24 protein-coding genes are annotated in these 25,323 nt (G+C 65.0%); 14 read left to right on the top strand and 10 right to left on the bottom strand.

Annotation, left to right across the window (positions count from 1 at the left end):
* Positions 1 to 61 precede the first annotated feature (61 nt).
* The 9 genes from ACZ9GA_RS11060 to ACZ9GA_RS11100 all read left to right on the top strand — a co-directional run bounded on the left by ACZ9GA_RS11060 (position 62) and on the right by ACZ9GA_RS11100 (position 11,045).
* Positions 62 to 862 carry a class II aldolase/adducin family protein gene (locus tag ACZ9GA_RS11060; RefSeq protein WP_027977784.1) on the top strand — a complete coding sequence of 267 codons (801 nt, stop codon included), beginning with the start codon at positions 62 to 64 and terminating at the stop codon, positions 860 to 862.
* Between the two features lie 15 nt (positions 863 to 877).
* On the top strand, positions 878 to 2,215 hold the full coding sequence (locus ACZ9GA_RS11065) for an LLM class flavin-dependent oxidoreductase (RefSeq protein ID WP_457362637.1): 1,338 nt from the start codon (positions 878 to 880) through the stop codon (positions 2,213 to 2,215).
* A gap of 363 nt (positions 2,216 to 2,578) precedes the next feature.
* A complete protein-coding gene (locus ACZ9GA_RS11070) occupies positions 2,579 to 5,014 on the top strand; it encodes a TonB-dependent receptor plug domain-containing protein (protein WP_457362636.1) in 2,436 nt (811 codons plus the stop codon).
* Positions 5,015 to 5,024: 10 nt separating this feature from the next.
* Positions 5,025 to 5,978 (top strand): amino acid ABC transporter permease, encoded by a 954-nt coding sequence (locus ACZ9GA_RS11075; RefSeq protein WP_457362635.1) that lies wholly within the window; start codon positions 5,025 to 5,027, stop codon positions 5,976 to 5,978.
* On the top strand, positions 5,971 to 6,756 hold the full coding sequence (locus ACZ9GA_RS11080) for an amino acid ABC transporter ATP-binding protein (RefSeq protein WP_457362634.1): 786 nt from the start codon (positions 5,971 to 5,973) through the stop codon (positions 6,754 to 6,756). The genes ACZ9GA_RS11075 and ACZ9GA_RS11080 overlap by 8 nt, the downstream gene beginning before the upstream one ends.
* Positions 6,757 to 6,761: 5 nt before the next feature.
* Positions 6,762 to 7,679 (top strand): ABC transporter substrate-binding protein, encoded by a 918-nt coding sequence (locus ACZ9GA_RS11085; RefSeq protein WP_457362633.1) that lies wholly within the window; start codon positions 6,762 to 6,764, stop codon positions 7,677 to 7,679.
* A gap of 13 nt (positions 7,680 to 7,692) precedes the next feature.
* Positions 7,693 to 9,270, top strand: a complete 1,578-nt coding sequence (locus ACZ9GA_RS11090; RefSeq protein ID WP_457362632.1) for a flavin monoamine oxidase family protein — start codon at positions 7,693 to 7,695, stop codon at positions 9,268 to 9,270.
* 23 nt (positions 9,271 to 9,293) lie between these two features.
* Positions 9,294 to 9,725 (top strand): RidA family protein, encoded by a 432-nt coding sequence (locus tag ACZ9GA_RS11095; protein ID WP_457362631.1) that lies wholly within the window; start codon positions 9,294 to 9,296, stop codon positions 9,723 to 9,725.
* A 186-nt stretch (positions 9,726 to 9,911) separates the two neighbouring features.
* Positions 9,912 to 11,045 (top strand): GGDEF domain-containing protein, encoded by a 1,134-nt coding sequence (locus ACZ9GA_RS11100; protein WP_457362630.1) that lies wholly within the window; start codon positions 9,912 to 9,914, stop codon positions 11,043 to 11,045.
* A gap of 99 nt (positions 11,046 to 11,144) precedes the next feature.
* Here the strand turns inward: ACZ9GA_RS11100 and ACZ9GA_RS11105 are convergent, their stop codons facing one another.
* The 5 genes from ACZ9GA_RS11105 to ACZ9GA_RS11125 all read right to left on the bottom strand — a co-directional run bounded on the left by ACZ9GA_RS11105 (position 11,145) and on the right by ACZ9GA_RS11125 (position 15,266).
* Entirely contained in the window at positions 11,145 to 11,912 is a 768-nt protein-coding gene (locus ACZ9GA_RS11105; protein WP_457362629.1) for an amino acid ABC transporter ATP-binding protein, read from the bottom strand.
* Entirely contained in the window at positions 11,905 to 12,555 is a 651-nt protein-coding gene (ehuD, locus tag ACZ9GA_RS11110) for an ectoine/hydroxyectoine ABC transporter permease subunit EhuD (RefSeq protein WP_457362628.1), read from the bottom strand. Before ehuD ends, ACZ9GA_RS11105 begins: the two co-directional genes overlap by 8 nt.
* A gap of 2 nt (positions 12,556 to 12,557) precedes the next feature.
* The gene (gene ehuC / locus ACZ9GA_RS11115) at positions 12,558 to 13,220 is read right to left on the bottom strand and encodes an ectoine/hydroxyectoine ABC transporter permease subunit EhuC (protein WP_457362627.1); all 663 of its coding nucleotides are present in this window, start codon (positions 13,218 to 13,220) and stop codon (positions 12,558 to 12,560) included.
* Positions 13,217 to 14,071 (bottom strand): ectoine/hydroxyectoine ABC transporter substrate-binding protein EhuB, encoded by an 855-nt coding sequence (gene ehuB / locus ACZ9GA_RS11120; protein ID WP_457362626.1) that lies wholly within the window; start codon positions 14,069 to 14,071, stop codon positions 13,217 to 13,219. Before ehuB ends, ehuC begins: the two co-directional genes overlap by 4 nt.
* Before the next feature lie 157 nt (positions 14,072 to 14,228).
* Entirely contained in the window at positions 14,229 to 15,266 is a 1,038-nt protein-coding gene (locus ACZ9GA_RS11125; RefSeq protein ID WP_457362625.1) for an ABC transporter substrate-binding protein, read from the bottom strand.
* Positions 15,267 to 15,500: 234 nt separating this feature from the next.
* Here ACZ9GA_RS11125 and ACZ9GA_RS11130 point away from each other — a divergent pair, with 234 nt between their 5' ends.
* Positions 15,501 to 16,055, top strand: coding sequence for a DsbA family protein (locus tag ACZ9GA_RS11130; RefSeq protein ID WP_457362624.1), 555 nt, complete (start codon positions 15,501 to 15,503; stop codon positions 16,053 to 16,055).
* Between the two features lie 7 nt (positions 16,056 to 16,062).
* Here the strand turns inward: ACZ9GA_RS11130 and ACZ9GA_RS11135 are convergent, their stop codons facing one another.
* Positions 16,063 to 16,869: a DUF1838 family protein gene (locus ACZ9GA_RS11135; RefSeq protein WP_457362623.1), complete on the bottom strand. Its 807-nt coding sequence runs from the start codon at positions 16,867 to 16,869 to the stop codon at positions 16,063 to 16,065.
* 105 nt (positions 16,870 to 16,974) lie between these two features.
* A complete protein-coding gene (locus ACZ9GA_RS11140; RefSeq protein ID WP_457362622.1) occupies positions 16,975 to 17,613 on the bottom strand; it encodes an alpha/beta hydrolase in 639 nt (212 codons plus the stop codon).
* Between the two features lie 109 nt (positions 17,614 to 17,722).
* Between ACZ9GA_RS11140 and ACZ9GA_RS11145 the strand changes: the two genes are divergently transcribed.
* Together ACZ9GA_RS11145 and ACZ9GA_RS11150 are read left to right on the top strand one after the other, a co-directional pair.
* Complete coding sequence (locus ACZ9GA_RS11145) at positions 17,723 to 18,100, top strand: VOC family protein (protein ID WP_457362621.1); 378 nt, start codon at positions 17,723 to 17,725, stop codon at positions 18,098 to 18,100.
* 53 nt (positions 18,101 to 18,153) lie between these two features.
* The gene (locus ACZ9GA_RS11150; protein ID WP_457362620.1) at positions 18,154 to 18,543 is read left to right on the top strand and encodes a 5'/3'-nucleotidase SurE; all 390 of its coding nucleotides are present in this window, start codon (positions 18,154 to 18,156) and stop codon (positions 18,541 to 18,543) included.
* Between the two features lie 115 nt (positions 18,544 to 18,658).
* Here the strand turns inward: ACZ9GA_RS11150 and ACZ9GA_RS11155 are convergent, their stop codons facing one another.
* The 3 genes from ACZ9GA_RS11155 to ACZ9GA_RS11165 form a co-directional block, all read right to left on the bottom strand.
* A complete protein-coding gene (locus ACZ9GA_RS11155) occupies positions 18,659 to 20,656 on the bottom strand; it encodes a peptidase U32 family protein (RefSeq protein ID WP_457362619.1) in 1,998 nt (665 codons plus the stop codon).
* A gap of 190 nt (positions 20,657 to 20,846) precedes the next feature.
* A complete protein-coding gene (locus ACZ9GA_RS11160) occupies positions 20,847 to 21,215 on the bottom strand; it encodes a RidA family protein (protein ID WP_457362618.1) in 369 nt (122 codons plus the stop codon).
* A 55-nt stretch (positions 21,216 to 21,270) separates the two neighbouring features.
* Complete coding sequence (locus ACZ9GA_RS11165; RefSeq protein ID WP_457362617.1) at positions 21,271 to 22,461, bottom strand: MFS transporter; 1,191 nt, start codon at positions 22,459 to 22,461, stop codon at positions 21,271 to 21,273.
* A gap of 829 nt (positions 22,462 to 23,290) precedes the next feature.
* Between ACZ9GA_RS11165 and ACZ9GA_RS11170 the strand changes: the two genes are divergently transcribed.
* Positions 23,291 to 24,628, top strand: coding sequence for an MATE family efflux transporter (locus tag ACZ9GA_RS11170; protein WP_457362616.1), 1,338 nt, complete (start codon positions 23,291 to 23,293; stop codon positions 24,626 to 24,628).
* 20 nt (positions 24,629 to 24,648) lie between these two features.
* Positions 24,649 to 25,311, top strand: a complete 663-nt coding sequence (locus ACZ9GA_RS11175) for a TetR/AcrR family transcriptional regulator (protein WP_457362615.1) — start codon at positions 24,649 to 24,651, stop codon at positions 25,309 to 25,311.
* Positions 25,312 to 25,323: the final 12 nt, after the last annotated feature.

A 25,323-nucleotide genomic window follows, 5' to 3' on the forward strand; every position in this document is an offset into this window, starting at 1 on the left:
GCTCCCAAGGGCGCTTAGGCTGCGTGCACGACAGTCCTCGGCCCCACAGGGAGCAGTGCCCATGAGCAGCGTCACATCCTTACCGCTTCAACCCGTGTCCACCAACGTACGCGACCGCGTCAGCCCCGAAGAGTGGGAAGTGCGCGTCAAGCTCGCCGCCGCCTACCGCCTGGCCGCCCTGCATCGCTGGACCGACCACATCTACACCCACTTCTCGGCCCGCGTGCCTGGCCCTGAAGAACACTTCCTGATCAACGCCTTCGGCCTGCTGTTCGATGAAATCAACGCCTCCAACCTGGTCAAGGTCGACCTGGACGGCACCATCGTCGACGACCCGACGGGCCTTGGCATCAACTACGCCGGCTACGTGATCCACAGCGCCATCCACGGCGCCCGCCCGGACCTCAAAGCCGTGTTGCACACCCACACCCGCGACGGCATCGCCGTGTCGGCGCAGAAGGACGGCCTGCTGCCGATCTCCCAGCACTCCATCGCTTTCTCCGGTCGCGTCGCGTACCACGGGTACGAAGGCATCGCCCTGGACCTGGACGAGCGCGTGCGCCTGGTGGCCGACCTGGGCGACAAGAGCGTAATGATCCTGCGCAACCACGGCCTGCTTACCGGTGGCGTCAGCGTGGAGCACGCCTTCCAGCAACTGCACGGCCTGGAACGCGCCTGCGCCATTCAGGTCGCCGCCCAGGCAGCGGGCAACGTCGAGCTGGTGTTCCCGCCCCGTGAAGTGGTGGAAAAGGTTGAAGAACAAGCCAAGGGGCATTCCGCTGGCGACGGCCCGGGCGTGGCGCGCCACTGGAATGCGCTGATCCGCCAGCTGGAACGCACCGACACCGACTACAAACACTGATCAAGGACGATAGCCATGACCCGACAACTGAAGCTGGGCGCCATCCTCACCGGCGTTGGCACCGGCCAGGCCGACTGGCTGAGCCCCGAGATTCCCGGTGACGCCAGCGTCGACATCGACTGGTACCGCGAACAGGCGCGCCAGGCCGAGGCGGCCAAGTTCGACCTGGTGTTCATCGTCGACAGCCCCTACATCACCCCGGACTCGGCCCCGCACTACCTCAACCGCCTGGAGCCCTTGACGCTGCTGTCGGCCATCGCCGGCGCCACGTCGAAGATCGGCCTGGTGGCGACCCTGACCACCTCGTACACCGAACCTTTCAACGTCGCCCGTCAATTCGCCTCGCTGGACCTGATCAGCCACGGCCGCGCCGGCTGGAACGTGGTGACCACCGGCCTCGAAGGCGCCGCCGGCAACTTCGGCCGCGAGGAACACATCGACCACACCGAGCGTTACCGCAAGGCCCGCGAACACCTGGAGGTGGTGCAGGGCCTGTGGGATTCCTATGAGGACGACGCCTTCCCGCGCGACAAGCAGCGCAAGGTGTTCCTCGACACCACGCGCCAGCACCGCCTGGACCATAAGGGCGAGTTCTTCCAGGTGACCGGGCCGCTAAACATCGCCCGGTCAAGACAAGGCCAGCCAGTGATTTTCCAGGCCGGCATTTCGGAGTCGGGCAGGGCGCTGGCAGCGGATTTCGCCGAAGGCATCTTCGCCGGCGTCGACAACTTCGAAGACGCCCAGGTGTATTACCGTGACGTCAAACGCCGCGCTGCCCAGGCCGGTCGCGACCCCGATCATGTGGTGATACTGCCGGGCATCGCGCCGATCATTGCCGACACCGACGAGGAAGCGCGGGCCATCGAACGGCAACTGCACGGCGAACTGGACCTGGACAAGGCCCTAGTGCATCTGGGGCGGCCGTTCAACTACCACGACTTCAAGCAGTATGCGCTGGACGAGCCGTTCCCCGACCTGGGGGAGTTGGGCAGCAACGGTTACCGCGGCCACGCCGAGCACATCAAGCAGGTGTCGCGCGAACAGAATCTGACCCTGCGCCAGGCCGCGCTGCGTTTTGCCACGCCGTTCTCGCATTTTGTCGGTTCGCCGCAGACCGTGGCCGACGAGATCGAGCGCTGGTTCGTGCAGGGCGCTTCGGACGGTTTCAACATCCGCCTGACCGCGCCCAGCGAGTTCAAGGCGTTCACCGAGCGGGTGCTGCCGCTGTTGCGGGCCAAGGGGCTGTTCCGCGAGGAATACAGCCACGACACACTGCGTGGCCACCTGGGCCTGCCGGTGCCGGAGAATCGGCATACCGAAGCACGCCGCCACCCGCAGAAAATATCTGCCTGACCCAAGTCGCCGCCAACAACCAGTCATCCATCCTGTGTGGGAGCGGGCTCTGCCCGCGAAGAATGTTACGCGATCAGTCTGCAGGATCGCGGTGTATTCTTCGCGGGCAGAGCCCGCTCCCACGTGGGTTTTTGGCGCTTTCATAAGATTCGTTAATGGCATGAAATAAGCAAAATACAATAAAATAAAATCATACATATATATGCTCAAATAGAATTATACGCCTCCCACTTATTCCCCTATCTTAACTCCCAGACCACCTACCCCCACCCCCGGATGGTATCCATCAGATCAGGCCTGCGGCCTTATCGGTGCCCCGGACGGGCACCCGCCCGCAGGTGCAGGACGGGAGTCGCAACACCTATGGAATTCGTCAGCCAACGCAGTGGACGCAATCCTTTCAGCCCAGCCGTCGCCCTTAGCCCCTTGGCGTTCGCCATCACCAGCGTGCTTTTTTCTGCCACCGCCCACGCCGATGACAGCGCCCTGGACACCGTCGTGGTCACCGGCAACCGTGGCGCCGAACAGCGCACCGTCACCAGCAGCCCGGTGCCCATCGACGTGGTCAGCGCCAAAACCCTGCAAGCCACCGGCAAGCCCGGGCTGATGGAAGCGCTGAGCGCGGTCATCCCCTCGCTCAGCCTGCCGGAGAAGACCGGTTGGGACGCCAGCGGCATGGCCCGCGCGCCTAACCTGCGCGGCATGAACGCCGCCGAGGTGCTGGTGCTGGTCAACGGCAAGCGCCGCCATACCTCGGCCACCCTCAATATCAACGGCATCAACACCGGCGCCGCGCCCGCCGACCTGGACATGATCCCCATCGGCGCCATCGACCACGTCGAAGTGCTGCGTGACGGCGCCGCCGCCCAGTACGGCTCGGACGCCATCGCCGGGGTGATCAACGTGATCCTCAAGGCTGATGCCAGCGGCACCTCGGTGACCAACGTCGGCCAAGGCTATGACGGCAAGAAGCAGACCGTGCAGCAGAGCCTGGACAAGGGCTTCGAGATCGGCGACGGCGGCATCGTCCACCTGTCCCTGGACGCCCGCAACCAGAACGACGACAACAAGGCCAGCGCCAACGGCTACACCTACGCCCAGGCCCTGAACAAGGCCGGCACCTCCACCTACGGTGGCTACGGCACGCCCAAGATCGACCTGTATAACCTGGCCTACAACGCCGAACTGCCGATCAACGATGACCTGACCCTGTACTCGTTCAGCACCGTGTCGCACCGCGAGGCCGAGCAGGGCCAGAACTTCCGCCTGCCGACCATCACCAACACCATCACCACCGGCCCCAACGGCTACCCGGCCGGCTACACGCCCACCTGGACCATCACCGAAGACGACTACCAGGCTGCCTTCGGCGCCAAGGGGCTTGTCGGTGCCTGGGACTGGGACCTGTCCACCACCTACGGGCGCAACGAAGCCGAGCAGGGCAGCTTCCACAACCAGAACCCGTCCCTGGGCGAGGCCACGCCCAACAGCTTCACCAACGGCACCTGGGTGTCGGACGAGCTGACCACCAACCTGGATTTCAAGCGCAACTACGACATCGGCCTGAGCAAACCCATGGACGTGTCCTGGGGCCTGGAACACCGCCGCGACGGCTATGAAGTGAAGAAGGGCGACTGGGCCTCATACGCCGATGGCGGTTACTGCGTGTCGGCCGGCAACTGCGCCTCGTCGGGGGCCCAGGTCACCAACGGCATTTCCCCGGACGAAGAAGCCAGCGCCACCCGCAACAGCGTCGCCAGCTACGTCGACCTGGGCATCAACCCGCTGCCACAGTGGTACCTGGGCACCGCCTTGCGCTACGAGCACTACAACGAAGGCGTAGGCGCCACCCGCAGCGGCAAGATCACCACCCGCTACGAGTTCACCCCCGAATTCGCCGTGCGCGGCACCGTCAGCAACGGCTTCCGCGCGCCGTCCCTGGCCAACAGCCTGTTCAGTGCCCGTTCCACCACCTATGGCGTGGTCGACGGCGTGTACCAGTCGATCAACTACGGCGTGCTGCCGGTGGACTCGGCGGCGGCCAAGGCGCTGGGCGCCAGCTCGCTGAAGCCTGAGCGCTCCACCAACTTCAGCCTGGGCGCCACCTACACGCCCAACGACCGCCTGACCTTCACCGCCGACGCCTACGTGGTGAACATCCGCGACCGTATCACCCTGACCGGCACGCTGTTGGGCGACGAGGTCACCCAGGTACTGCAAAGCAATGGCATTACCTCCACTTCCGGCGGCCAGTACTTCCTCAACGGTGCCAATACCCGCACCAAGGGCCTGGACCTGGTCAGCAACTACCGCCAGGACCTGGGCGCCTGGGGCTCGCTGAAATACACCGCGGCCTTCAACTGGAACCAGACGCAAATCCTCAGCTACAAGGGCACCACCGACATCGGCGGCACCCAGTACGAATTGATGGACCGCGAGGCCCGCAACATGCTCACCGGCGTGCAGCCCAAGACCAAGCTGATCCTGGGTGGCGACTGGAGCATCGGCAAGTTCGACGTGAACCTGGGCTTCACCCGCTACGGCTCGTGGAAAGAGGTGAACGATGCCTCCGACCGCTCCCTGGACCGCGTGTGGAAAGCCCAATGGATCACCGACCTGGACGTGGGCTACCACCTCACCAAAGACCTGAGCCTGGCCGTGGGCGCCAAGAACCTGTTTGACGTCTACCCCAAGAAACAGGGTGTGCCGTCTTCCACCATGGTCAGCAGCTACGGCGTGTATTCGCCGTACGGCTTCACCGGTGGCTACTACTACACCCGCCTGACGTACACCTTCTGAGGAGTCTGCCATGCCGATCGTATCCGACGCTGCGCACTACCGCGCCCCGGCCCAACACGCTGCCCCCCAGCGGGTCGACACCACCTTGCAGATCGTCCCGGCGCGCCACCCATGGCGTTGGGTGGGCTCGGCCTTTGCCGCGCTCATATTGCTCGGCATCGTTCATTCCCTGGCCACCAACCCGCGCTGGGAGTGGGGCGTGTTCGCCCAGTGGTTCCTGGCGCCGGCGGTGCTCAAGGGCCTGGGCAAAACCTTGCTGCTGACGGTGCTGGCGACCCTGCTCAGCACCGTGCTGGGCACGGCGCTGGCACTGGCCCGGCTGTCGCGCTCGCCGCTGCTGGCGTCGCTGGCGTGGGGCTATATCTGGTTCTTCCGCTCCATGCCAGCGCTGCTGGTGCTGATCATCCTCTACAACTTCGCCTACCTGTACGACCACATCTGGCTGGGCGTGCCGTTCACCGAGCTGGGCAAGTCCTGGTCCACGGTGGACGTGCTCAGCCAGTTCAGCGTGGCGGTGCTGGGCCTGGGCATGATGCAGGCGGCCTACACCGCCGAGATCATCCGCGGCGGCATCCTCGGTGTGGACCACGGTCAGCACGAAGCGGCGGCGGCCCTGGGCCTGCCGGCCAGCCGACGGGTGTTTCGCATCATCCTGCCCCAGGCCCTGCGCGCCATCGTGCCCACCGCCTTCAACGAAGTGATCGGCCTGGTCAAGGGCACCTCGATTGTCTACGTGCTGGCCTTGCCCGAACTCTTTTACACCGTGCAGGTGATCTACAACCGCACCCAGGCGGTGATCCCGCTGCTGATCGTGGCCACCGTGTGGTACCTGCTGATCACCACCGCACTCACCAGTCTGCAGTACTACGTGGAGCGTTACTTCGCCCGCGGTGCGCTGCGCAACCTGCCGCCCACGCCGCTGCAACGCCTGCGTGGCTGGCTGAAGGAGAAAACCCATGGCTGAGGGACGCATCGAGATTCAAGGCGTGAGCAAGCGCTTCGGCAACCAGTGGGTGCTCAATGATATAGACCTGACGGTCGAACCCGGCCAGGTCACGGTGATCCTCGGGCCTTCGGGCTCGGGCAAGTCGACGCTGCTGCGCACCATCAACCACCTGGAGAAGATCGACGCCGGCCACATCACCATCGACGGTGAGTACGTGGGCTACCGGCGCAAGGGCAACCAGCTGCACGAGCTGAAAGAACGTGAAGTGCTCAAGCGCCGCCTGGACGTGGGCTTCGTGTTCCAGAACTTCAACCTGTTCGGCCACCTCACGGTGCTGGAGAACATCACCGAAGCGCCCCTGGCCCACAAGCTGTGGGGCCGTACCGAGGCCCGTGAAAAGGCCCTGACCCTGCTGGCCTCGGTAGGTTTGCAGGACAAGGCCGATGCCTACCCAAGGCAGTTGTCCGGCGGCCAGCAACAGCGCGTGGCCATTGCCCGCGCCCTGGCGTTGCGGCCCAAGGTGCTGCTGTTCGACGAGCCTACCTCGGCGCTGGACCCGGAACTGGTGGGCGAGGTGCTGGACGTGATCCGCCGCCTGGCCGACTCCGGCACCACGCTGGTGGTGGTCACCCACGAAATCGGCTTTGCCCGCGAGGTGGCCGACCACGTGGTGTTCCTGGTCGACGGCAAGCTGGTCGAGCAAGGCCCCCCTGAAGTGATTTTCCAACACCCGCGTCACCCGCGCACCGCTGCCTTTTTGGGCAAGGTGCTGACTGCCCCCCTGTTAAAGGAATGACTGCCATGAAACATACCTTCGTGTTGCTGGCCCTCGCCGCCGCGCTGCCGGCACTGGCGGCTGAAACCCCGGCGCCGTTCGACCTCAGCCCCCAGCAGGCGCACATCGATGCGCCGCGCAACCCGGCGGCCATCGCGCAGATTCCGACGGGCTTCAAGTTTGTCGAGCCAGGCAAGTTCACCGTGGCCGTCGCCGGCGCCTCAGGCCCACCCCTGGCGCTGCTGGCCAGCGACGACAAGACCACCATCGGCAGCGAGGCCGACACCGCGCGGCTGATCGCCGACAGCCTGGGCCTGGAACTCAAGGTGGTGCAGACCAGCTGGGAAGACTGGCCGCTGGGCGTCAGCTCCGGCAAGTACGACGCAGTACTGAGCAACGTCACCGTGACCGAGTCGCGCAAGAAGCGCTTTGACTTCGCCACCTACCGCCAGGACGTGCTGGGCTTCTACGTCAAATCCAGCAACGCCATCACCTCCATCAAGGAAGCCAAGGACGTGGCTGGCTTGAAGGTCATCGTCGGCTCGGGCACCAACCAGGAGAAAGTGCTGCTGGCCTGGAACGAGGCCAACGAGAAGGCCGGGCTGGAGCCGGCCACCCTGGTGTACTTCGATGACCAGGCGGCCGCCACCCTGGCTGTGCAGTCGGGCCGCGTGGACGCGTTCTTTGCGCCCAACTCGCTGCTGTCCTACATCGCCGCCACCCGCGGTGGCATCAAGCAGGTGGGGCTGGTCAATGGCGGCTGGCCGCTGAAGGCCGACATCGCCGTCACCACCCGCAAGGGCAACGGCCTGGTGACGCCGATCCAGACTGCGCTGGAAGGCGCCATCGCCGGCGGCCAGTACGCCAGCGTGCTGCAGCGCTGGGGCCTGAGCGCCGAGCGCATCGACCATTCGCAGATCAACCCGCCGGGCCTGCCGGACTGAGAGGAACTCGACCATGACACTGACACGACGTGAAGCGCTGGCCAGCATCAACGCGGTGGGGGGCGAACAGGCCGCCAAGGGCGCGCTGGCGGCCCTGGGCCTGGGGCCTTCCACGCATCTGCAATACCAAAAGCTGGACTACAACGGCCAGGCCGGGAAGGGCGCCAAGGTGCTGATTCTGGGGGCCGGTATCGCCGGCCTTGTGGCTGCATTCGAGCTCAAGCGCGCCGGTTTTCAGGTGCGCATTCTGGAAGCGCGGCAGCGGGTCGGCGGGCGTAACTGGACCCTGCGCGGCGGCGATGAGGTCGAGTACCTGGACGGCCGCACGCAAACCGCTCAGTTCGCCCCGGGCCTGTATTTCAACGCAGGTCCGGCGCGGCTGCCCAGCCAGCACCGGACCATTCTCGACTACTGCAGCCAGTTGGGCGTGCCCCTGGAGGTGCTGGTCAATACCAGCCACAGCGCCCAGGTGCGGCCGGACCTGGAGCAACCGGCGTTCAGCGTGCGCCAGGCCTTGAACGACACCCGTGGGCATCTGGCCGGGCTGTTGGCCACGGCCATCAACCGCGACGCGCTGGACGATCAATTGTCGGCCGAGGAGCGCAGCCGTCTGCTGACCTTCCTGCAAGGCTACGGCGATCTGTCGGCGGAGCTGGTGTACGAAGGCAGCCTGCGTGCAGGGCACGGCATCGCCGAGCCCGCGCCAGGCTCGTTGCCCGGCTTCGGCGCCCCGATGGCGCTGGATCGGCTGCTGCACCCGGAACTGTGGGGCGCCTTGTTGCACACCGAGTACCCGGAGTTCTCCGCCACCATGCTGCAACCGGTGGGCGGCATGGACCGCATCGCCGCCGCCTTTGAGCAGCGCTTGCAGGATGAGCTGCAATTCGGCGCCGTGGTGCGCCAACTGCGGCAAAGCAAGGAAGGGGTGACAGTGACCTATGACGATGCGGCCAGTGGTGGCAGTCGCCAGGAACGCGCCGATTACCTGATCTCGACCCTCCCGCTGCCGCTGCTGGCGCGCCTGGACACCGACTTCGACGCACCGTTCAAGGCCGCGCTGCACAGCACCCGCAACGATCAGGCCACCAAGGTGGCGTGGGAAGCGCCGCGTTTCTGGGAGCAGAAGGACCGCATCTACGGCGGCCTGTCCTGGCTGGAGCACCCGGCGCGTCTGCTCTGGTACCCCAGCAACGAACTCAACACCCCGCAGGGCCTGCTGGTGGCCGGCTACGTGACGGGCGAGGGCGCCGCCGACTTCGGCCGCAAGGCCTTGGCCGATCAATACGCCTCGTCTGCCGAAGCCGTGGAGCTGCTGCACCCCGGCCAGTCTAGCCACTTGCGCAACCCCCTGGCCGTGTCCTGGGAGCAGGTGGCCTACAGCGAAGGCCCATGGCTGCAACGCGAGCATTTCCCCGCCGACGCCCATGCGCTGCTGGAAGTGCCCCAGGGCCGCGTCTACCTGGCCAGCGATGGCCTCGGCCAGAGCGGCATCGGCATCTGGCAGGAATCGGCCGCCAACTCGGCGCGCCGCGTGGTCGGGCAACTGGCCGAACAGGTTATTCGTCAGCGCCAGACCGCGCTGGCTTCTTGAATCCTTCAATAGAGAGCATCGACATGACCCAGAACATCGTACGTACCGGCCCAGCCACTGCCCCCATCGCCCAGACCGTCAGCGTGCCCGCTGATGCCCAGCTGGTGTTTTTGAGCGGCGCCTTGCCGGATGTCGCCGACCACCAGGCGCCACCCGGCACCGTGGCTGCCTATGGCGACACCCGCACCCAGACCGAATCGGTGCTGCGCAAACTGCGTGGCGTGCTGGAAGAGCAGGGTCTGGGGTTGGGCGATATCGTCCAGCTGCGTGTTTTCCTGGTCGGCGTCCCCGAACTGGACGGCCGCCTCGACTTCGCCGGCCTGCAAGCCGGCTACACCCCATTCTTCGGTACCCCGGAGCAGCCCAACAAACCCGCCCGCACCGCCATCCAGGTAGCGGGCCTGCCATTGCCCGGCGCCCTGGTGGAAATCGACGGCATCGCCGTACGCCGCTGATACATCGCCCTCAACCGTAGCCGCTGCCGCCAGGCTGCGCTGGCCCTGAGCCTCACTGAAGATCTGCAGTGCACACCCAGGCCAGCGCAGCCTGACGGCAGCGGCTACGGCAGGGATTGTGTTGTGAGCAAGCCACCTCGGTGCGACAATCGGTGTTACGTCGCAACCGCACATCAGGCAGGTCGAATGGATCACCGGGCACGCCAGCACACACAGGATGTCTACATCGCCCAACAGGTGCGTACCGATCAATTGCAGCAGCTGTTCCGCCAGTCAGTGTCAGCCGTCTTCGGCAGCTACCTGGCCGCGATCATGCTCGGCTGGCTGGGCTGGGACCACCTGGACCACAGCGTAGTGCTCTGGTGGGTAGGCCTGCTCAGCGGCGCCGCCGTGCTGCGCATCAGCATGTTCGTGCGCTATTTTCGCAGCAGTGAGGCCGACCGTACCCCGCAACGCTGGGAGTGGCAATACTGGTGCACCCTGGCACTGTCAGCGGCCATCTGGGGCGCGGGCGCCCTGGCGATCATGCCGCCCCATGATCTGCTGGCCCAGGCCGTGGTCATGCTGTTCGCGGTGGGCATGTCGGTGAGCGCGGTGTCCTGCTATTCGGCCTACCGGCACATGACGGTGATGTCTATCCTGTTGGTGCTGTTGCCCAGCACGGTGTGGCTGCTGGTGCAGCCCACCACCCTGCAACTGGGCATGGCCCTGGCGGTGTTGGTGTTTGCCTCGTTCGTGGTGCGCGCCACCCACAAACTCTCCGAAGCGCTGGAGCAGGCCTATCGCCTGACCCACGAAATGGAGCGCGCCCACAGCATTTCCACCTATGCCGCGCAGACCGACGAGCTCACGGGCCTGAAAAACCGCCGGGCGTTCTTCGAACACGCCCAGCAACTGTTCGACTACTGCCAGCACCACCACATGCCGCTGTGCGCGGTGATGCTGGACATGGACCATTTCAAGCACATCAACGACACCCATGGCCACCAGGTGGGCGATGAAGTGCTGCGCCAGATCGGCCACGTCATCAGCCGCTCGTTCCGCGCCGCCGATATCCATGGCCGCCTGGGCGGTGAAGAGTTTGCCGTGCTGCTGCCCGACACCACGCTGGAACAGGCGCAAGGCATCGCCAAGCAACTGCTTGATGCCATTGCCGCGCTGCGCCCAGCGCCGGGGTTGCACATCACCGCCAGCCTGGGCGTGGCCGAGGCCTGCGAGGTGGGCCAGGACCTGCACAAACTGATCAACGCCGCCGACAAGGCGCTGTACCGCGCCAAGGACCAGGGCCGCAACCGCGTGGTGGTGGCCGAGCCTGCCTGACCCTGTACCCGCTGCCGCAGGCTGCGCTGGCCTTTGCTTACACTGGAGATCTTCAGTGAGGTTGGGGGCCAGCGCAGCCTGCGGCAGCGGCTACAGGTATCAGTGATGCGCCACCAGGTTGAGGAACCTGCGGGTGCGCTCATTTTCGGGGTTCACCAACACGCGCTCCGGCGAACCATCCGCCACAATCCGCCCGTGCTCCATGAACAACACCCGGTCAGCCACCTCACGGGCGAATTTCATTTCATGGGTCACCAGCAGCAAGGTCATCTGCTGCTCATGGGCGATGCGCCGGATCACCGCCAGCACTTCGCCCACCAGCTCCGGGTCCAGCGCCGAGGTCACTTCGTCGAACAGCATCACCTGCGGGCGCATGGCCAACGCCCGGGCGATGGCCACCCGTTGTTGCTGGCCGCCCGACAGGGTGGCGGGGTAAGCGTCGACCTTGTGCGCCATGCCGACCATGGTCAGGTAGGCGTGGGCACGCTCCACGGCCTCGTCGCGGCTGAGCCTGAGCACCTGTAACGGCGCTTCGATGACGTTTTCCAGCACGGTCAGATGCGGGAACAGGTTGAACTGCTGAAACACCATGCCCACGCGGTGCACGGTGGGTTGGCGTTGGCCTGGCCAGCGCCAGCCGCGCGGCGGCTCGGGTACTGGCGCCCCGGCCACTTCAATCTGCCCGTGCTGGTAGCTTTCCAGGCCCTTGATCAAGCGCAGCACGGTGGACTTGCCCGAGCCGCTGGGGCCGATCAGGGCGACTTTCTGGCCTTGGAGAATGCTCAGGTCCAGGTGGTCGATCACCCGCGTGGCGCCAAAGTCCTTCACCACCTGGGTCAAACGGATCTGTGGGGTAGTGTCAGGCATGGCTGCGTTTTTCCAGGTAAGTGAACAACAGGGACGTGGGCACGCTGATCAGCAGGAACAGGATCGCCATCAGGGTGTAGGGCTCGTTGTAGCGGTAGGTCATGCCGGCCACCTGCTTGGCCGCCTGGAACAGTTCGGGGATGGTGATCACCGCCAGCAGCGGGGTTTCCTTGAACATGCCGATCAGGTAATTGCCCAGCACCGGTACCATGGGTTTCCAGGCCTGGGGCAGGATGATCCGCCGCCAGGTGGCCGCCGGGCCCAGGTCCAGCGCCCGTGCCGCCTCCCACTGGCCCGCCGCGACACCTTCGATGGCGCCCCGATAGGCTTCGGCGATGTAGGCGCTGTAGTACAGGCCCAGGCCGATCACCCCGGTGGCGAAGGCCGGCAGGGTGATACCCGCCTGGGGCAGCACGAAAAACAGCGCGTACAGTTGCACCATCAACGGCGTCAGGCGGAAGAAGCTCAGGTAACCCCCGGCCAGCCGGCGCACCCACCGCCACGGCGCACGCCCGGCCAGGGCCAGCAGCAAACCGAGCACCACCGCCAGCAGAAAGCCCAGCACCACCACCTGCACCGTCACCCCCAGCCCGGCCAGCAGGTCGGGCACGATCGACCAGGCGAACGCGACATCGAAATCCATGCTCACTCCTTGGCCCGGCGCCAGGCCGTGCTGTGGGTTTCATAGCGGCGCACCAGCCAGTTCAGCGGCCAGGCCATGACGAAGTAGCACACCAGCACGATGCTCCAGATCAGCGACTGGTTGCCCAGGGTAGTGATCAGCTGGCTGCCGGCGAAGGTCAGGTCACTGAGGGTGATCAGCGACACCAGCGAAGTGGTTTTCAGCATCTCCACCAGCAGGTTGCCCAGCGGTGGCAGCATGAAGGGCAGGGCCTGGGGCAGGAACACCCGGCGCAAGGCCGCAAGCGCGCCGAAGTCCAGTGCCCGCACGGCGTCACGCTGGCCCTGGCCGACATTGTCCAGCGCGGCGCGGATGATCTCCGAGGCGTAGGCGGAAAACGTCAGGCCCAGGCCGATGACGCCGGTGGCCATGGGCGGCAGGCGAATGCCGAACAATGGCAGGATGAAGAACAGATAGAACAGCAGCACCAGTGCTGAAAGCCCACGGAACAACTGCACGTAGACCGTGGCAACGCCGCGCAGCACGCGCAAGCGTGAGCGGCGCATCAGGGCGACGGCCAGGCCCAGTGCAAGCACCAGCACCTCGGCCATCAAGGTGATCTCTAGCGTGATCACTGCTCCATGGCCCAGTTGTCGGGTAATGAACAGTGCGGTGTCCAGTGTCATAGGCTGCAACGCTGTGCCGCGGTGACGCTGGTGTCAGGCAACTCGTTTTCGGTGTAGCCGTACTTCTGCAAAATCTTCAGCAGCTCGCCGGAGGCGCGCAGCTTGGCCAACTGTTCGTTGAACGCCTGGGCGAAGGCCGCATCGTTACGGGGCAGACCGTAGGCGTGGTAGTTCCAGGTGGATTTGCCGTTGGCGTCGAGGATCTGTTCGAACGGCAGCGCGCGTTCGATGCCCGGATCGTTGGCCTTGGCCACCAGGCCGATGATCTCGGCGTCGGGGAAATACACCACGTCCACACGACCTGCCTGCAGGGCGGCCAGGGCCTCGGTGTCCTTGTCGAACAGCACCACGTTGCCCGTGGCGATGCCGCTGTCCTTGGCTTCCTGCACCTGGTTGGAGCCTGTTTGCGTGGCCAGGCGCGCCTTGCCGTTGCTGGCCACGTCCTTGAGGCTGTGCAGCTTGAGCGGGTTGCCGGCCTTGACGATGAAGGCACCACCTGAGCGGGTGACCGGGTTGGAGAAGCTGATCACCTTGCAGCGGTTGGGGTTGATGAACAGCCCGGCTCCGATCAGGTCGAAACGCCCCGCAGCCAGGCCCGGCACCAGCGAGCCGAAGTCGGTGATGGGGGTGTCGAGGTGGCTGATGCCCAGCGGGGTGAGGATGGCTTGCAGCACCTCGATGTTGGCGCCGGTGGCCTTGCCGTCGGTGCCGATGTAGGCGTAGGGCTGTTCGTTGGCGATACCGGCGGTGAGGCCGTCGGCACGGCCCTTGTCCAGCAGGCCGGCGGCGAGGGTGGCGGTACTGCATAACAGCAGCGCGGCCAGCAGGGGCAAACGTTTGTTAATTGTCATTGGGAGAGCTCCTGGTCAAGGTTCACATCGATTGCTTATGTGGGAGCGGGCTCTGCCCGCGAAGCTGACACTGCAGATCCACTGACGGATCGCGGTGTTCCCTTCGCGGGCAGAGCCCGCTCCCACAAGGATTTGTACGGTTGATCAAAAAGGGGTATCAGCTACCCTGCAACGGTTTCGCGTCTTCGAAGAAGTAGTCCTGCCACGACGCCGGCTTGTGCTTGATGGCGCCCACGCGGTACATGAACTCGGCCAGCGGGTAGGTGTTCTTCGGGTTGATGGTGAACTCGAAGCGCGGGTTGTCGATGATCTTCAGCAGCTCGGCACGGTCGATCTTGGCGTGGGTGACGCGGATGTAGGTGTCGGCGGCGCCGGCCTTGTCCTTCTTGATGTACTCGGCGGCCTCGCTCAGCGCCTGGATAAAGGCGTGGTAGGTCTTGGGGTTCTCGTTGCGGAATTTCTCGGTGGCGAACAGCACCGTCGGCGAGTTCGGCCCCAGCAGATCGTAGGTGTCCAGCACCGTGTGCACGCCCGGCTTGGCCAGTTCCTGTTCCTGGAACGGCGGGTTGGAGAAGTGCCCGGTCACCTCGGTGCCGCCCGAGGTAATGCTGGTGGCCGCGTCGGGGTGCGGGAGGTTGATCGAGTACTGGTCCAGGCGCGCATAGTCCTTGTCGCCCCACAGCTTGGCGGCGGCATACTGCAGGTAGCGCGACTGCACCGACACGCCCACCGCCGGCACGGCGATGCGGTCCTTGGCAGTGAAGTCGGCGATGGTCTTGACGTTGGGGTTGTTACTGACCAGCAAGTACGGGAAATTGCCCAGCGAGGCCACGGCCTTGACGTTCTGGCGGCCGTAGGTGCGGTCCCAGATGGTCAGCAGCGGGCCCACGCCGGCACCGGCCACGTCCACGGCGCCGGCCAGCAGTGCATCGTTGACTGCCGAGCCGCCGGACAGCTGCGTCCAGTCCACCTTGATGTCCAGGCCTTCCTGCTGGCCGTACTTCTCCACCAGGTGCTGGTCGCGCACCACGTTGAGCAGCAAATACACCACGCCAAACTGCTCGGCGATGCGCAGCTGGCCTTCGGCCTGCGCCGCGCTTGGCATCACCAGGCTACCGGCCAGCAACGAAAAGCCCAGGCCCAGCGCGGTGGTCAGTTTGCTCAGGCGAGGAAACGCGGTAATGAGTGATGCCATGGTGATCAGCCTTGCGGTCAGCGAGTGAGAGCGCTGAAGATATAGGCATAAGAGAATAAATTTAAATCACTTAAAGTTATAAGTTAATACCTGATCATTGTCCTGGACCGCGTTGCCTGCATCGCGACCAAGGTCGGCTCCTACGCGGCCCGAGGTAGGAGCCGGCCTTGGCCGCGATGAAGGCGACGCGGTACGGCAGGTATACTCCCGCGCAGACCCTCAAGGAGATCGAAAATGGCAACCACCCCCTGGCAAGCCGACCCCCTCACCTGGGGCCACGGCCCCCGCGTATTCGAGGTGTTCCTCGAACCCACCTGTCCCTTCTCAGTCCGCGCCTTCAACAAGCTCGACGACCTGCTGGCCCTGGCCGGCGAAGCGCGCATCACCCTCAAGGTGCGCCTGCAATCGCAACCCTGGCACCTGTTCTCCGGCGTGATCGTGCGCTGCGTGCTGGCCGCCTCGACCCTGCCCGGCGGCAAGGCCAACGCCAAGGCCGTGCTGGCCGCGGTCGCTGCCCATCGCGAGGAATTCGAGTTCACCCACCACGCCAGCGGCCCCAACCTGGACGCCACGCCCAACGACATCATCGCGCGCCTGGAGCACTACAGCGGCGTGAAACTGGCCGAGGCCTTCGCCATCCCCGACCTGGACCGCGAAACCAAATGGCACTGCAAATACGCGCGCCAGAACGGCATTCATGCATCGCCGACGTTCATGGTCGATGGTCTGGTGCAGGGCAACATCAGCAGCGGCGACACCGTGGAGCAGTGGCTGGCCCACTTGCAGTAAGGTCGGCTCAGCGTTGCGCGTCGATCATCTGCCGCGCAACGGTCCAGCTGGTGGCGTTGGTGCGGTTGTCGTCCAGCGCTGGCGGCTGTGCGTAGGCGGGGTAGTCCTTGGTGATTGCGTCGCGCAACACCGTCGGTAGGTCATCAATGGCTGCCACGGTCTGGCCCATGGCATTGAACACCATCAGCCCCGGCCGACTGCCCATGCGCATGAACGGCAGCCACGGCGCGATGCGCACCCAGGCCAGCGCGGCGTCGGCGGTGTCGGTTGCCTCGCTGAGCAACGTCTGACGGTCGGCGACAAAGTCGAAGATCTCCATGGCGTGGTATTGGTTGCCCACGTACTCCTGGTAATCACCGGCCATGGGGTTGGGGTAGAACAGCGGGATCTCGCTGGCGGCGAACACACGCTCGCCCTGTACCCGGAAACTGGACTCCAGCGGTTGGCCTTGGGCATCGCGCTCAAAGAAGGGACGCAGGTTCACCGGGTCGTTCGCCACGTGCATCACCGCTACCTCCGCCTGGGTCCACGGGTTGTGCCAGGTGCGCAACGGCTCCCCGGTGACCGGGTCCAGGTACAGCATCAATTCCCGCGACACCAACCGGAAGCCGGCGCCCCGCAGGGGATCGCTGAGGCTGGCGCATTGGCGAACGTTCATGCCTTCGACCTTGAACAGCAGACGGTCGGGCTCGCCTTCGCGGCGCGCCCAGGCGTGGCCGGACCAGTGGAAGATCACGGGTTTGCCGTCCAGGGTGGAGCCGTGGAGTTTGCGCAGGGCGGTGAGGGCGCCATGGGGGTGCTGCAAGTCGATCATGGGCGGTGGGCCTTGAATGAGGAGGCAGAAGGGTAGCGCGCGAAGATGCAGGAAAAATGGAAGGCGGGCGAAGGTCTTGAGGGCCAGCGCAGCCTTCGGCAGCGGCTACGGCGCAAGTTTGAGGGTGATGCGGTCGCTGACCAGGCTGGACAGCTGATTGAGCTTGCCGGTGAAGAAGTGGTCGGTCGCCGGCACCACCGCCACTGGCAGCGCCGCCTGCGCCCCCCAGGCAAAGGCCTGGGCCAGCGGCACGTTGTCGTCCAGTTCGCCATGCACCACCAGTGCCTGGGGCAGAATGGGCGAATCGTAATGGCGATGGCCCTGGATCTCGCCGTGGGGCATGCCGCACAGAACCACGTCCAGATAGCCCCGGCCTGCAGCCTGGCAGCGTGCTGCGACGCGGCTGATCACGTGGGCGCCGAAGGAGAACCCGGCCAGCACCACGGGCAGGTCAGGGTGCGTCTGCTGCATGTGGTCGAGCACGGCCAGCAAGTCATCGGTCTCGCCATCGCCACGATCATGAGTGCCTTGCGAAGCCCCCACGCCGCGAAAGTTCGGTCGCCAGGTGGCCACGCCGCAGCGGTTGAGCGTGCGCGCCAGGGTGAAGGGCACCTTGTGTTGCGCGTGGCCGCCCAGTAGCGGGTGGGGGTGAGCCACCAGGGCGATGGCGCGCGGTGTGGTCGGGGTGTCGATCAGGGTCTGGATGTGCCCAGCGGCGCCGGTCAGCAGGCGGGTGTCAGTCATGGCGGTAGGCTTCCTTGTGTGACCGCAAAAGGGTATCGACAAACGTCGGTATTTTCACCCCTGCTGTGGCAGGGCATCATCCGGGCTCTATTGTTAGGGAAGCGTGACGATGATCGACCACCTCGACCACCTGGTACTGACCACCATCGACCTCGACGCCTGCAAGGACTTCTACACCCGCGTGCTGGGCATGCGTCTGGAAACTTTCGGCCAAGGCCGCCTGGCCTTCCGTTTCGGCGACCAGAAGATCAACGTCCACGTCCGCGGCCACGAGTTCGAGCCCAAGGCCCACCTGCCGGTGCCGGGGGCGCTGGACCTGTGCTTCATCGCCAGCATCGGGCTGGAACAGGTGATTGAACGCCTGCAAGCGCAGGCGTGGCCAATCATCGAGGGGCCGGTAATGCGCACCGGCGCCACGGGGCCGATTCGTTCGGTGTATGTGCGCGACCCTGACCTGAACCTGGTCGAAATTTCGCAACACGCCTGACCTCAACGCCGTACCTGGAGAAATTTGCCGCGAAGCTGGCAAGCGAAGTCTGGGTGGTAGCACCAGCCCTGAGCCAGGCGTTCACCAAGGGGCAGCCGGTGAAATGGGCCACCGCCGAAACGCTGGGGCCGGAGGTGCTGGTGCAGGTGGCGCAGCAGGACTGGGCGTCGGGCAGTTGCCTGAACATCAACTTTCCGGATTGTGAAGCCAGTGCCAGCAAGGGCACGCGGTTTACGTCGCAAGGCACCGGGCGGTTGAGCGGGATTCAGGTGAAGGGCCAGGTAGACCCGCGCAATGTCGAGTATTTCTGGTTGAGCATGTCGCGTACCGACAGCCTGGATGAGGAGGGGACAGAGACCAACGGGGTGTTCAATGGTTATGTGACGGTGACGCCGTTGGCGTTTGAGCGTACGGCGCAGGCAGTGCTGAACCACCTCAAATAACGCACGCCACGGCTTTTGTGGGAGCGGGCTCTGCCCGCGAAAAGAACACCGCAGTATGTCAGACAATACGCGGTGCGCTTTTCGCGGGCAGAGCCCGCTCCCACGGCATCCAGTATCAGTGCGGCGCGCGGGGGATGGTTTTCAGCAGGTCTTCAGGGGTGATGTGCCCCACCACGCTCTTCTTGCTGCCCGGTGGGGCCAGGTCAAGGATGTGGCCTTTCATCTTGCCGATCACGTGCATCTCGCACGGTTTGCAGTCGAACTTCAGCGTCAGCACTTCGTCGCCATGAATCAGCTGCATCGGCGCTACCTTGGTGCGCACGCCGGTCACGCCCTTGGCCTGTTTGGGGCACAGGTTGAAGGAAAAACGCAGGCAGTGCTTGGTGATCATCACCGGCACTTCGCCCGGCTCTTCGTGGGCCTCGTAGGCGGCATCGATCAGCTTCACGCCATGGCGATGGTAGAAGTCGCGCGCCTTCTGGTTGTACACGTTGGCCAGGAACGACAGGTGCGAATCCGGGTACACCGGCGCCGGCACGGTCTCGGCCTTGCGGCCACCGCGTGGGTGGGCTTTGATGCGGGCTTCGGTCAGCGCTTCGATCACTTCGCGGCGCAAGGCCTTGAGCTGCGAGTTGGGGATGAAGTACGCCTGCGGCGCGTCCAGCTTGATGTCGGTGGCGTGGTACTGGGTGGTGCCCAGTTGGCCCAGCAAGTCGTGCAACTGCTCCAGCGCCTGCTCAGGTTTGTTGGCCGCGCCGAACGGGCCGTCCAGGGCGACGCTGGCGCTGATGCCTTCCTCGCTGGTGGCGGTCAGTTCCAGGCGCGCTTCGCGCAGCTGGGCTTTCCAGTTCAGGCCGATGCGACGCTCTGCCGAGGTTTTCTGCAGGGCTTGCTGCCAGTTGTGGTCCAGGTTGCGGTTCAACGGATGGTTGGGGCGCGCCTTGTACAGGTCGGCCGGCATCTCGTTGGGTTCCACGCGGTAGCGGTAGCGCTTCTCGCCGTCTTCCTCGAACTCGCCCTTGGGCTCGGCGATGTTGGCGCGGAAACCCACCACTTCGCGCTTGATCAGCACGTTGAGGCCGTCACCGTTGGTCAGCGGCTCGTGGGTGACCACTTGCAGGTCACGCTTGCCGACTTTTTCCACCACGCCCACGGCCAGGCCGGTGAAGGTCGGGGTGTCGAAGGCGCCGATATCGACCTTGCGGTCGGTCACGAAGTAGTCGGTGCTGCCGCGGTGGAAGGTCTTGTCCGGGTCGGGCACGAAGAAGTGCGCAGTGCGGCCGCTGGAGGCGCGGGCCAGGTCCGGGCGGTCTTCCAGGATGTCGTCCAGGCGCTGGCGGTAGTAGGCGGTGATGTTCTTCACATAGCCCATGTCCTTGTAGCGGCCTTCGATCTTGAACGAACGCACGCCGGCCTCGACCAGGGCGCGCAGGTTGGCGCTCTGGTTGTTGTCCTTCATCGACAGCAGGTGTTTTTCGAAGGCTACGACGCGGCCCTGGTCATCTTTCAGGGTGTAGGGCAGGCGGCACGCCTGGGAGCAGTCGCCGCGGTTGGCGCTGCGGCCGTTCTGGGCGTGGCTGATGTTGCACTGGCCGGAGAAGGCCACGCACAGGGCGCCGTGGATGAAGAACTCGATGGCGGCATCGGTTTCATCGGCGATGGCGCGGATTTCCTGCAGGTTCAGCTCGCGGGCCAGCACCAGCTGGGAGAAGCCGGCCTGGTCGAGGAACTTGGCCCGCTCAAGGGTGCGGATGTCGGTCTGGGTGCTGGCGTGCAGCTCGATGGGCGGAATATCCAGCTCCATCACGCCCAGGTCCTGGACGATCAGGGCATCGACACCGGCGTCGTACAGTTGGTGGATCAGCTTGCGGGCTGGCTCCAGCTCGTCGTCGTGCAGAATGGTGTTGATGGTGGTGAAGACGCGGGCGTGGTAGCGGCGGGCGAACTCCACCAGGCGGGCGATGTCGGCCACCTCGTTGGCGGCGTTGTGGCGCGCGCCAAAGCTGGGCCCGCCAATGTAGATGGCGTCGGCGCCATGCAGAATGGCCTCGCGCGCGATCTCTACATCGCGGGCAGGGCTGAGCAATTCGATGTGATGCTTGGGTAGGGACATGTTTTTTTAGTCAGGCTTTGGCACGGTCAAGGCGTGCATTGTAGCGGTGAAACGCCTGACCGGCACTACCCGCTGCCCGGTGGCACCGTTGTGGGACCGGGCGAAGCTCGGGAAAAGGGCGCCGCGGTGTGTCTGGCGTTCGGCGGCGTTCGCTTCCCGAGCTTCGCCCGGTCCCACAACAGTCGATCGATCAGGCCTTGGCGGCCATCGCGGTGACTTCCACGCGCATGCCTTCCACCGCCAGCGAGGCCACACCCACCGCAGCACGCACTGGCCACGGCTTGGCGAAAAAGCGTTTGTACACCTCGTTGAACGCCGCCCGGTCAGCCATGTCGATGAGGTAAATGGTCAAATGCATCACCCGGTCCATGCCGCTGCCGGCCTTTTCCAGTGCCACTTTCAACGCCTGCAACGTGCATTCGCTCTGCGCGGTGATATCGCCCAGCTCCAGGCTGCCATCGGCGCGGGTCGGGATCTGCGTCGACATGAGGATGCCGTTGAAGCCGGCCACATCGGACGAAATGGATTCGGGGTCCGGGTCGGGGATAAAGTCGATCATGGGGGTACTCCGTGACAAGGGCTCAAAAGCGGGCACCATAACGCCAACCGGCGTATCAGCCAACCTTCTCGGCCAGCGAGCCGCCCAGCACATACAGCGCGCCACCCACGATCAGGGACCCCGCCAGCACGTAGAACATCGCCGCCGGCGCCAGGCTGGCCAGCGCCAGGCCGCACACCACCGGCCCCAGGGCGCCGCCCAGGTTGGACAGGTTCTGCGCCGCGTAATACATGCCGCGCAGATGCGTGGGGGCGATGCGGTCGATGAACATGTACTCGGCAGGGAACACGATGATCTCGCCCAGGGTGAATACCAGCATGGCCAGGCCCCAGGCCAGCAAGCTGTCGGCCATGGAAAACCCCACAAGCCCGGCCAGGAACAGACCCAGGCCGGCGATCAGCCAGCGCGTCAGGCGGCGCTGATCAATGCGTTTGCCTACCCCGTATTGCAGCAGGATCACCGCGCAGGCGTTGACCGCCAGCACGGTACTGATCACCGAATACACGCGCCCGGCGTCGGTGGTCAGCACCAGGTACTGCGACAGGTAGGCGGTGAACTGGCCGAACACCACGGCGCTGAGGATGCCGCCCACGGTGAAGCACACCAGGCGCTTGTCCTTGAGCAGTACCTGGCCGACGCGGATAAAGGAAAATACCTCGGTGGTCGAGGCGGGACGGCTCAATTGGCGGTCGCCATACAGCGCGTACAGGCCGAAAAAGATCACCCCCAGCAGTGCCGACAGCATGAACGGCAGTTGCAGGCTGACCCCGGCCAGCCCCGCGCCCACGAACGGGCCGACGGCGTAGGCGATGTTGATCAGGGTGTAGCGCAGCGAGAACACTCGTGCCTGCTCTTGATCAGGCAACAGGCGGCCGAAGCTGGCCTTGGCGACTACGTCGATGACTGAATAGGCGAAGTTGAACAGCACCAAAAAGAGGAAGAACAGCGGCAGGCTGGGGGTGAGGCGCATGCCCACGAAGCCTGCGATGAAGCATGCGGTGAAACCCAGAATCAGGCCGTAGGGGCGCAGCCGATCGGTCAGATAGCCGCCGTACAGGCTCAACACCGAGCCGGCCACCAGGGCGCCACCAATCACGCCGCCGACGCTGGACACGTCCAGGCCGTAATGCGAAGTCAGGTAGATGACCAGATAGGGCAGGGTGATGGCCCGGCCCAGGGTCAACAGCAAGGCGCTGGCCAGCAGCAGGTTAACCGCGAGGGGGTAGTGGCGAAGGGTGGCGAGCATGTGTCGTCCTGACGTGATTGGCGCACTCATCGTAGCAGCGGCCGGCAGGTCGCGTCATGGGCGCCGCGCGGTATCAGGTACACCGTGCTGCCTGTGACGCAGCCTGCGGCAGCTGCTACAGGCGTTAGCGCTTTACACGTGAATCAGCGCCACCGAGAAAAACAGCACCAGTATCGCGGCGAGGGTGAGGTGAACATTCATGTCAGCGGCGTCCATCGGCAAAAAGAATGGGCGCAGCTTATAAATGATCCTGGTTTGGGGGTAATCGAACGGGCAGATTTGGATTATCACGGTTTTTGATGGCTCAGGGCTTTCGTGCCCAGAGGGGTGTGGGTGCATGTCTTGAGTTTTGTGGCGTTCATGAGATCGCGCGCCGCCCCCGCGGCGCTTCGCCGCCTGACGCGCAAGCCCGCTCCCACGTTTGTTTCGGGCCAATTATGTCTGTGGTAACACCTGGTCCGCCTTGTTTTTTCACTGCGGTTTTGTGTCGGGCCAACAGAGCGGTCGAGGTGATCTCCCAGACAAAACTGGCCCGAAACAGATGTGGGACCTAGCGAAGCTAGGGAAGCGCCGCGCGGGCGGCGCGCGATCTCATGAACGCCACAAAACCCCAAGACATGCGCAGTGCCAGTGCCGGGGCGGCCGAGAGGGTCGAGAACTGCTGAATACCCGCGTCGTCTGCATCGCGACCAAGGTCGGCTCCTACGCGGTCCGTGGTAGGAGCCGACTTTAGTCGCGATGCAGACGACGCGGTCCAGCCCTTGGCCCAACGCTAATGGGCTTTACTCTATATAATCGCGCGCCGTAGCCCCCTCTGAGCCATCGCCCCATGCAATCCACCCACGCCCGCTTCACCGAAGGCTCCGTGCCCCGCCACGTGCTGGCCATGGCGTGCGCCAGTGCGCTGAGCCTGTTGAGCGTGTTCCTGGTGGATATCCTCACCCTGGTCTACGTCTCGCGCCTGCACGACCCCAGCCTGCTGGCCGCGGTGGGCCTGGGCAAGACGCTGCTGTTCGTCAACGGCGCGTTCGTCTCCGGCGTGGTCATTGCCGCAGGCGCGGTGCTGTCCGAGCGCATCGGCAAGCACGCCAGCCAGCGCCTGGCACGCTGGGTGACGCATCTGCTGATCATGGCCGCCGCCGTTGCGGCCCTGATCGCGGGGCTTGAATTTGCCTGCATGGGGCCGCTGAGCCGCTGGCTGGGTGCGGACGCTGCGGCCTATCACGCAGCCCGCTGGTTTGTCTGGCTGACGCTGCTGGCCAGTGTGCCCACCGCCGCCCTGCAGATGTGCGCGCAATTGCTCCGGTCCCAAGGCCATGGCCGGTTGGCGTTGATGGTGCTGCTGGCAGGCTCGCTTACCCTGGCAGTCGCCGACCCACTGTTCATTTTTGTCTTCGACCTGGGCGTGGTCGGCGCCGGGCTGTCCTACGGGTTATCGGCGCTGGTCGCGCTGGCCGTGGGCCTGGCCTTGCTCCAGCGCCATATCGGCCTGTCCGCACGCGTTAATCTGAAGCTCCTGCGCCTGCACGCCTCCCGCGTCTCGCGCATCGCCGTACCGGCCATGCTCGCCAACCTGGCCATGCCCGTGGGCATCACTTACCTGATGATTACCCTGGCCGGGCAGGGCGCCTCGGCGCTGGCCGGCATGGCGGTGGTGGACCGCGTGCTGCAGCTGGCCTACTGCGCCTTCTTCGCCTTGCCCACGGCCCTTGTGCCCATCATCGCCCAGAACCTGGGCGCCGGCCGCACCGACCGCGCCCGCCAGGCCATCGCCTTTACAGGCAAGCTGGTGGTCCTCTATGGTGTGGCGCTATGGCTGGCGCTGCTGGTGGCAGGCCCCGGCATCGCCGACTACTTCCAGCTTACCGACACCGGCCGCGCGATGTTCCTGGCCTTTAGCCATTTTGGCGCGGGGTTGTGGATCATCTTCGGCCTGGACTTCGTCGCCCAGTCGCTGTTCCTCACCCTGGGCCGGGCCTGGTGGGTGCCCACCTTCGGCTGGTTGCGCGGCACCCTGGGCTCCATCCCGTTCGTCTACGTGGGTGCCCATTGGTATGGCGGCACCGGCGCGTTGGTAGGCATGTGGAGCGGCAACGCGCTGGTGGCGCTGCTGGCCATCGCCACGGCCATGGGCGTGGCCCGGCAGTACGGGCGCCAGCGACCTTAATTCACAGCAAGCGGATGTTTATGTCAGTCACGGATACTCAACACGAAGCGGCGCCGCCGCCAGCCCCCAAGCGACGCCGCGCCCCCAAGGGCGAGATGCGCCGCATGGCGTTGCTGGACGCGGCCACGCAAGTGTTCGCCAGGGATGGCTACCAGAACGCCTCGATGCGCGATGTCGCCGATATCGCCGGCATCACCACGGTGGGCCTGCTGCATCACTTCCCCAACAAGGTGGCGCTGCTCAAGGCCCTGCTGGACCGTCGCGATGAACGGGTGGTAGAGCGTTTTGGCGAGCTCGACATGGCGCCCACGCTGGAAGGTTTCCTGCGTTTTCTGCGCATGAGCATGGGCTTCAGTGTGGAAGATGCCAGCGAATGCCAGGCAGCCTTGATGATCAACGTCGAGAGCCTGTCGGACAAGCACCCGGCGTTCCCGTGGTATCAGGAGAAGTTCGAAGTGGTGCACGGCCATGCCCAGGCGCACCTGGCGTCACTGGTGGCCAGCGGTGCCATTCGCGCCGACGTGGACATCAAGTCCCTGGCGCTGGAGCTGTTTTCACTGATGGATGGCTTGCAGATCCAGTGGCTCAGGGGCCGGGACAGCGTCGACGTGATGCAGGTGTTCGAGCTGTACCTGGGGCGCCTGGCCAAGGATTTGAGCACGGGGGAACAGGCTCATCCCTGAGCCTGAACACAC

Source organism: Pseudomonas sp. TE3644 (assembly GCF_056278815.1).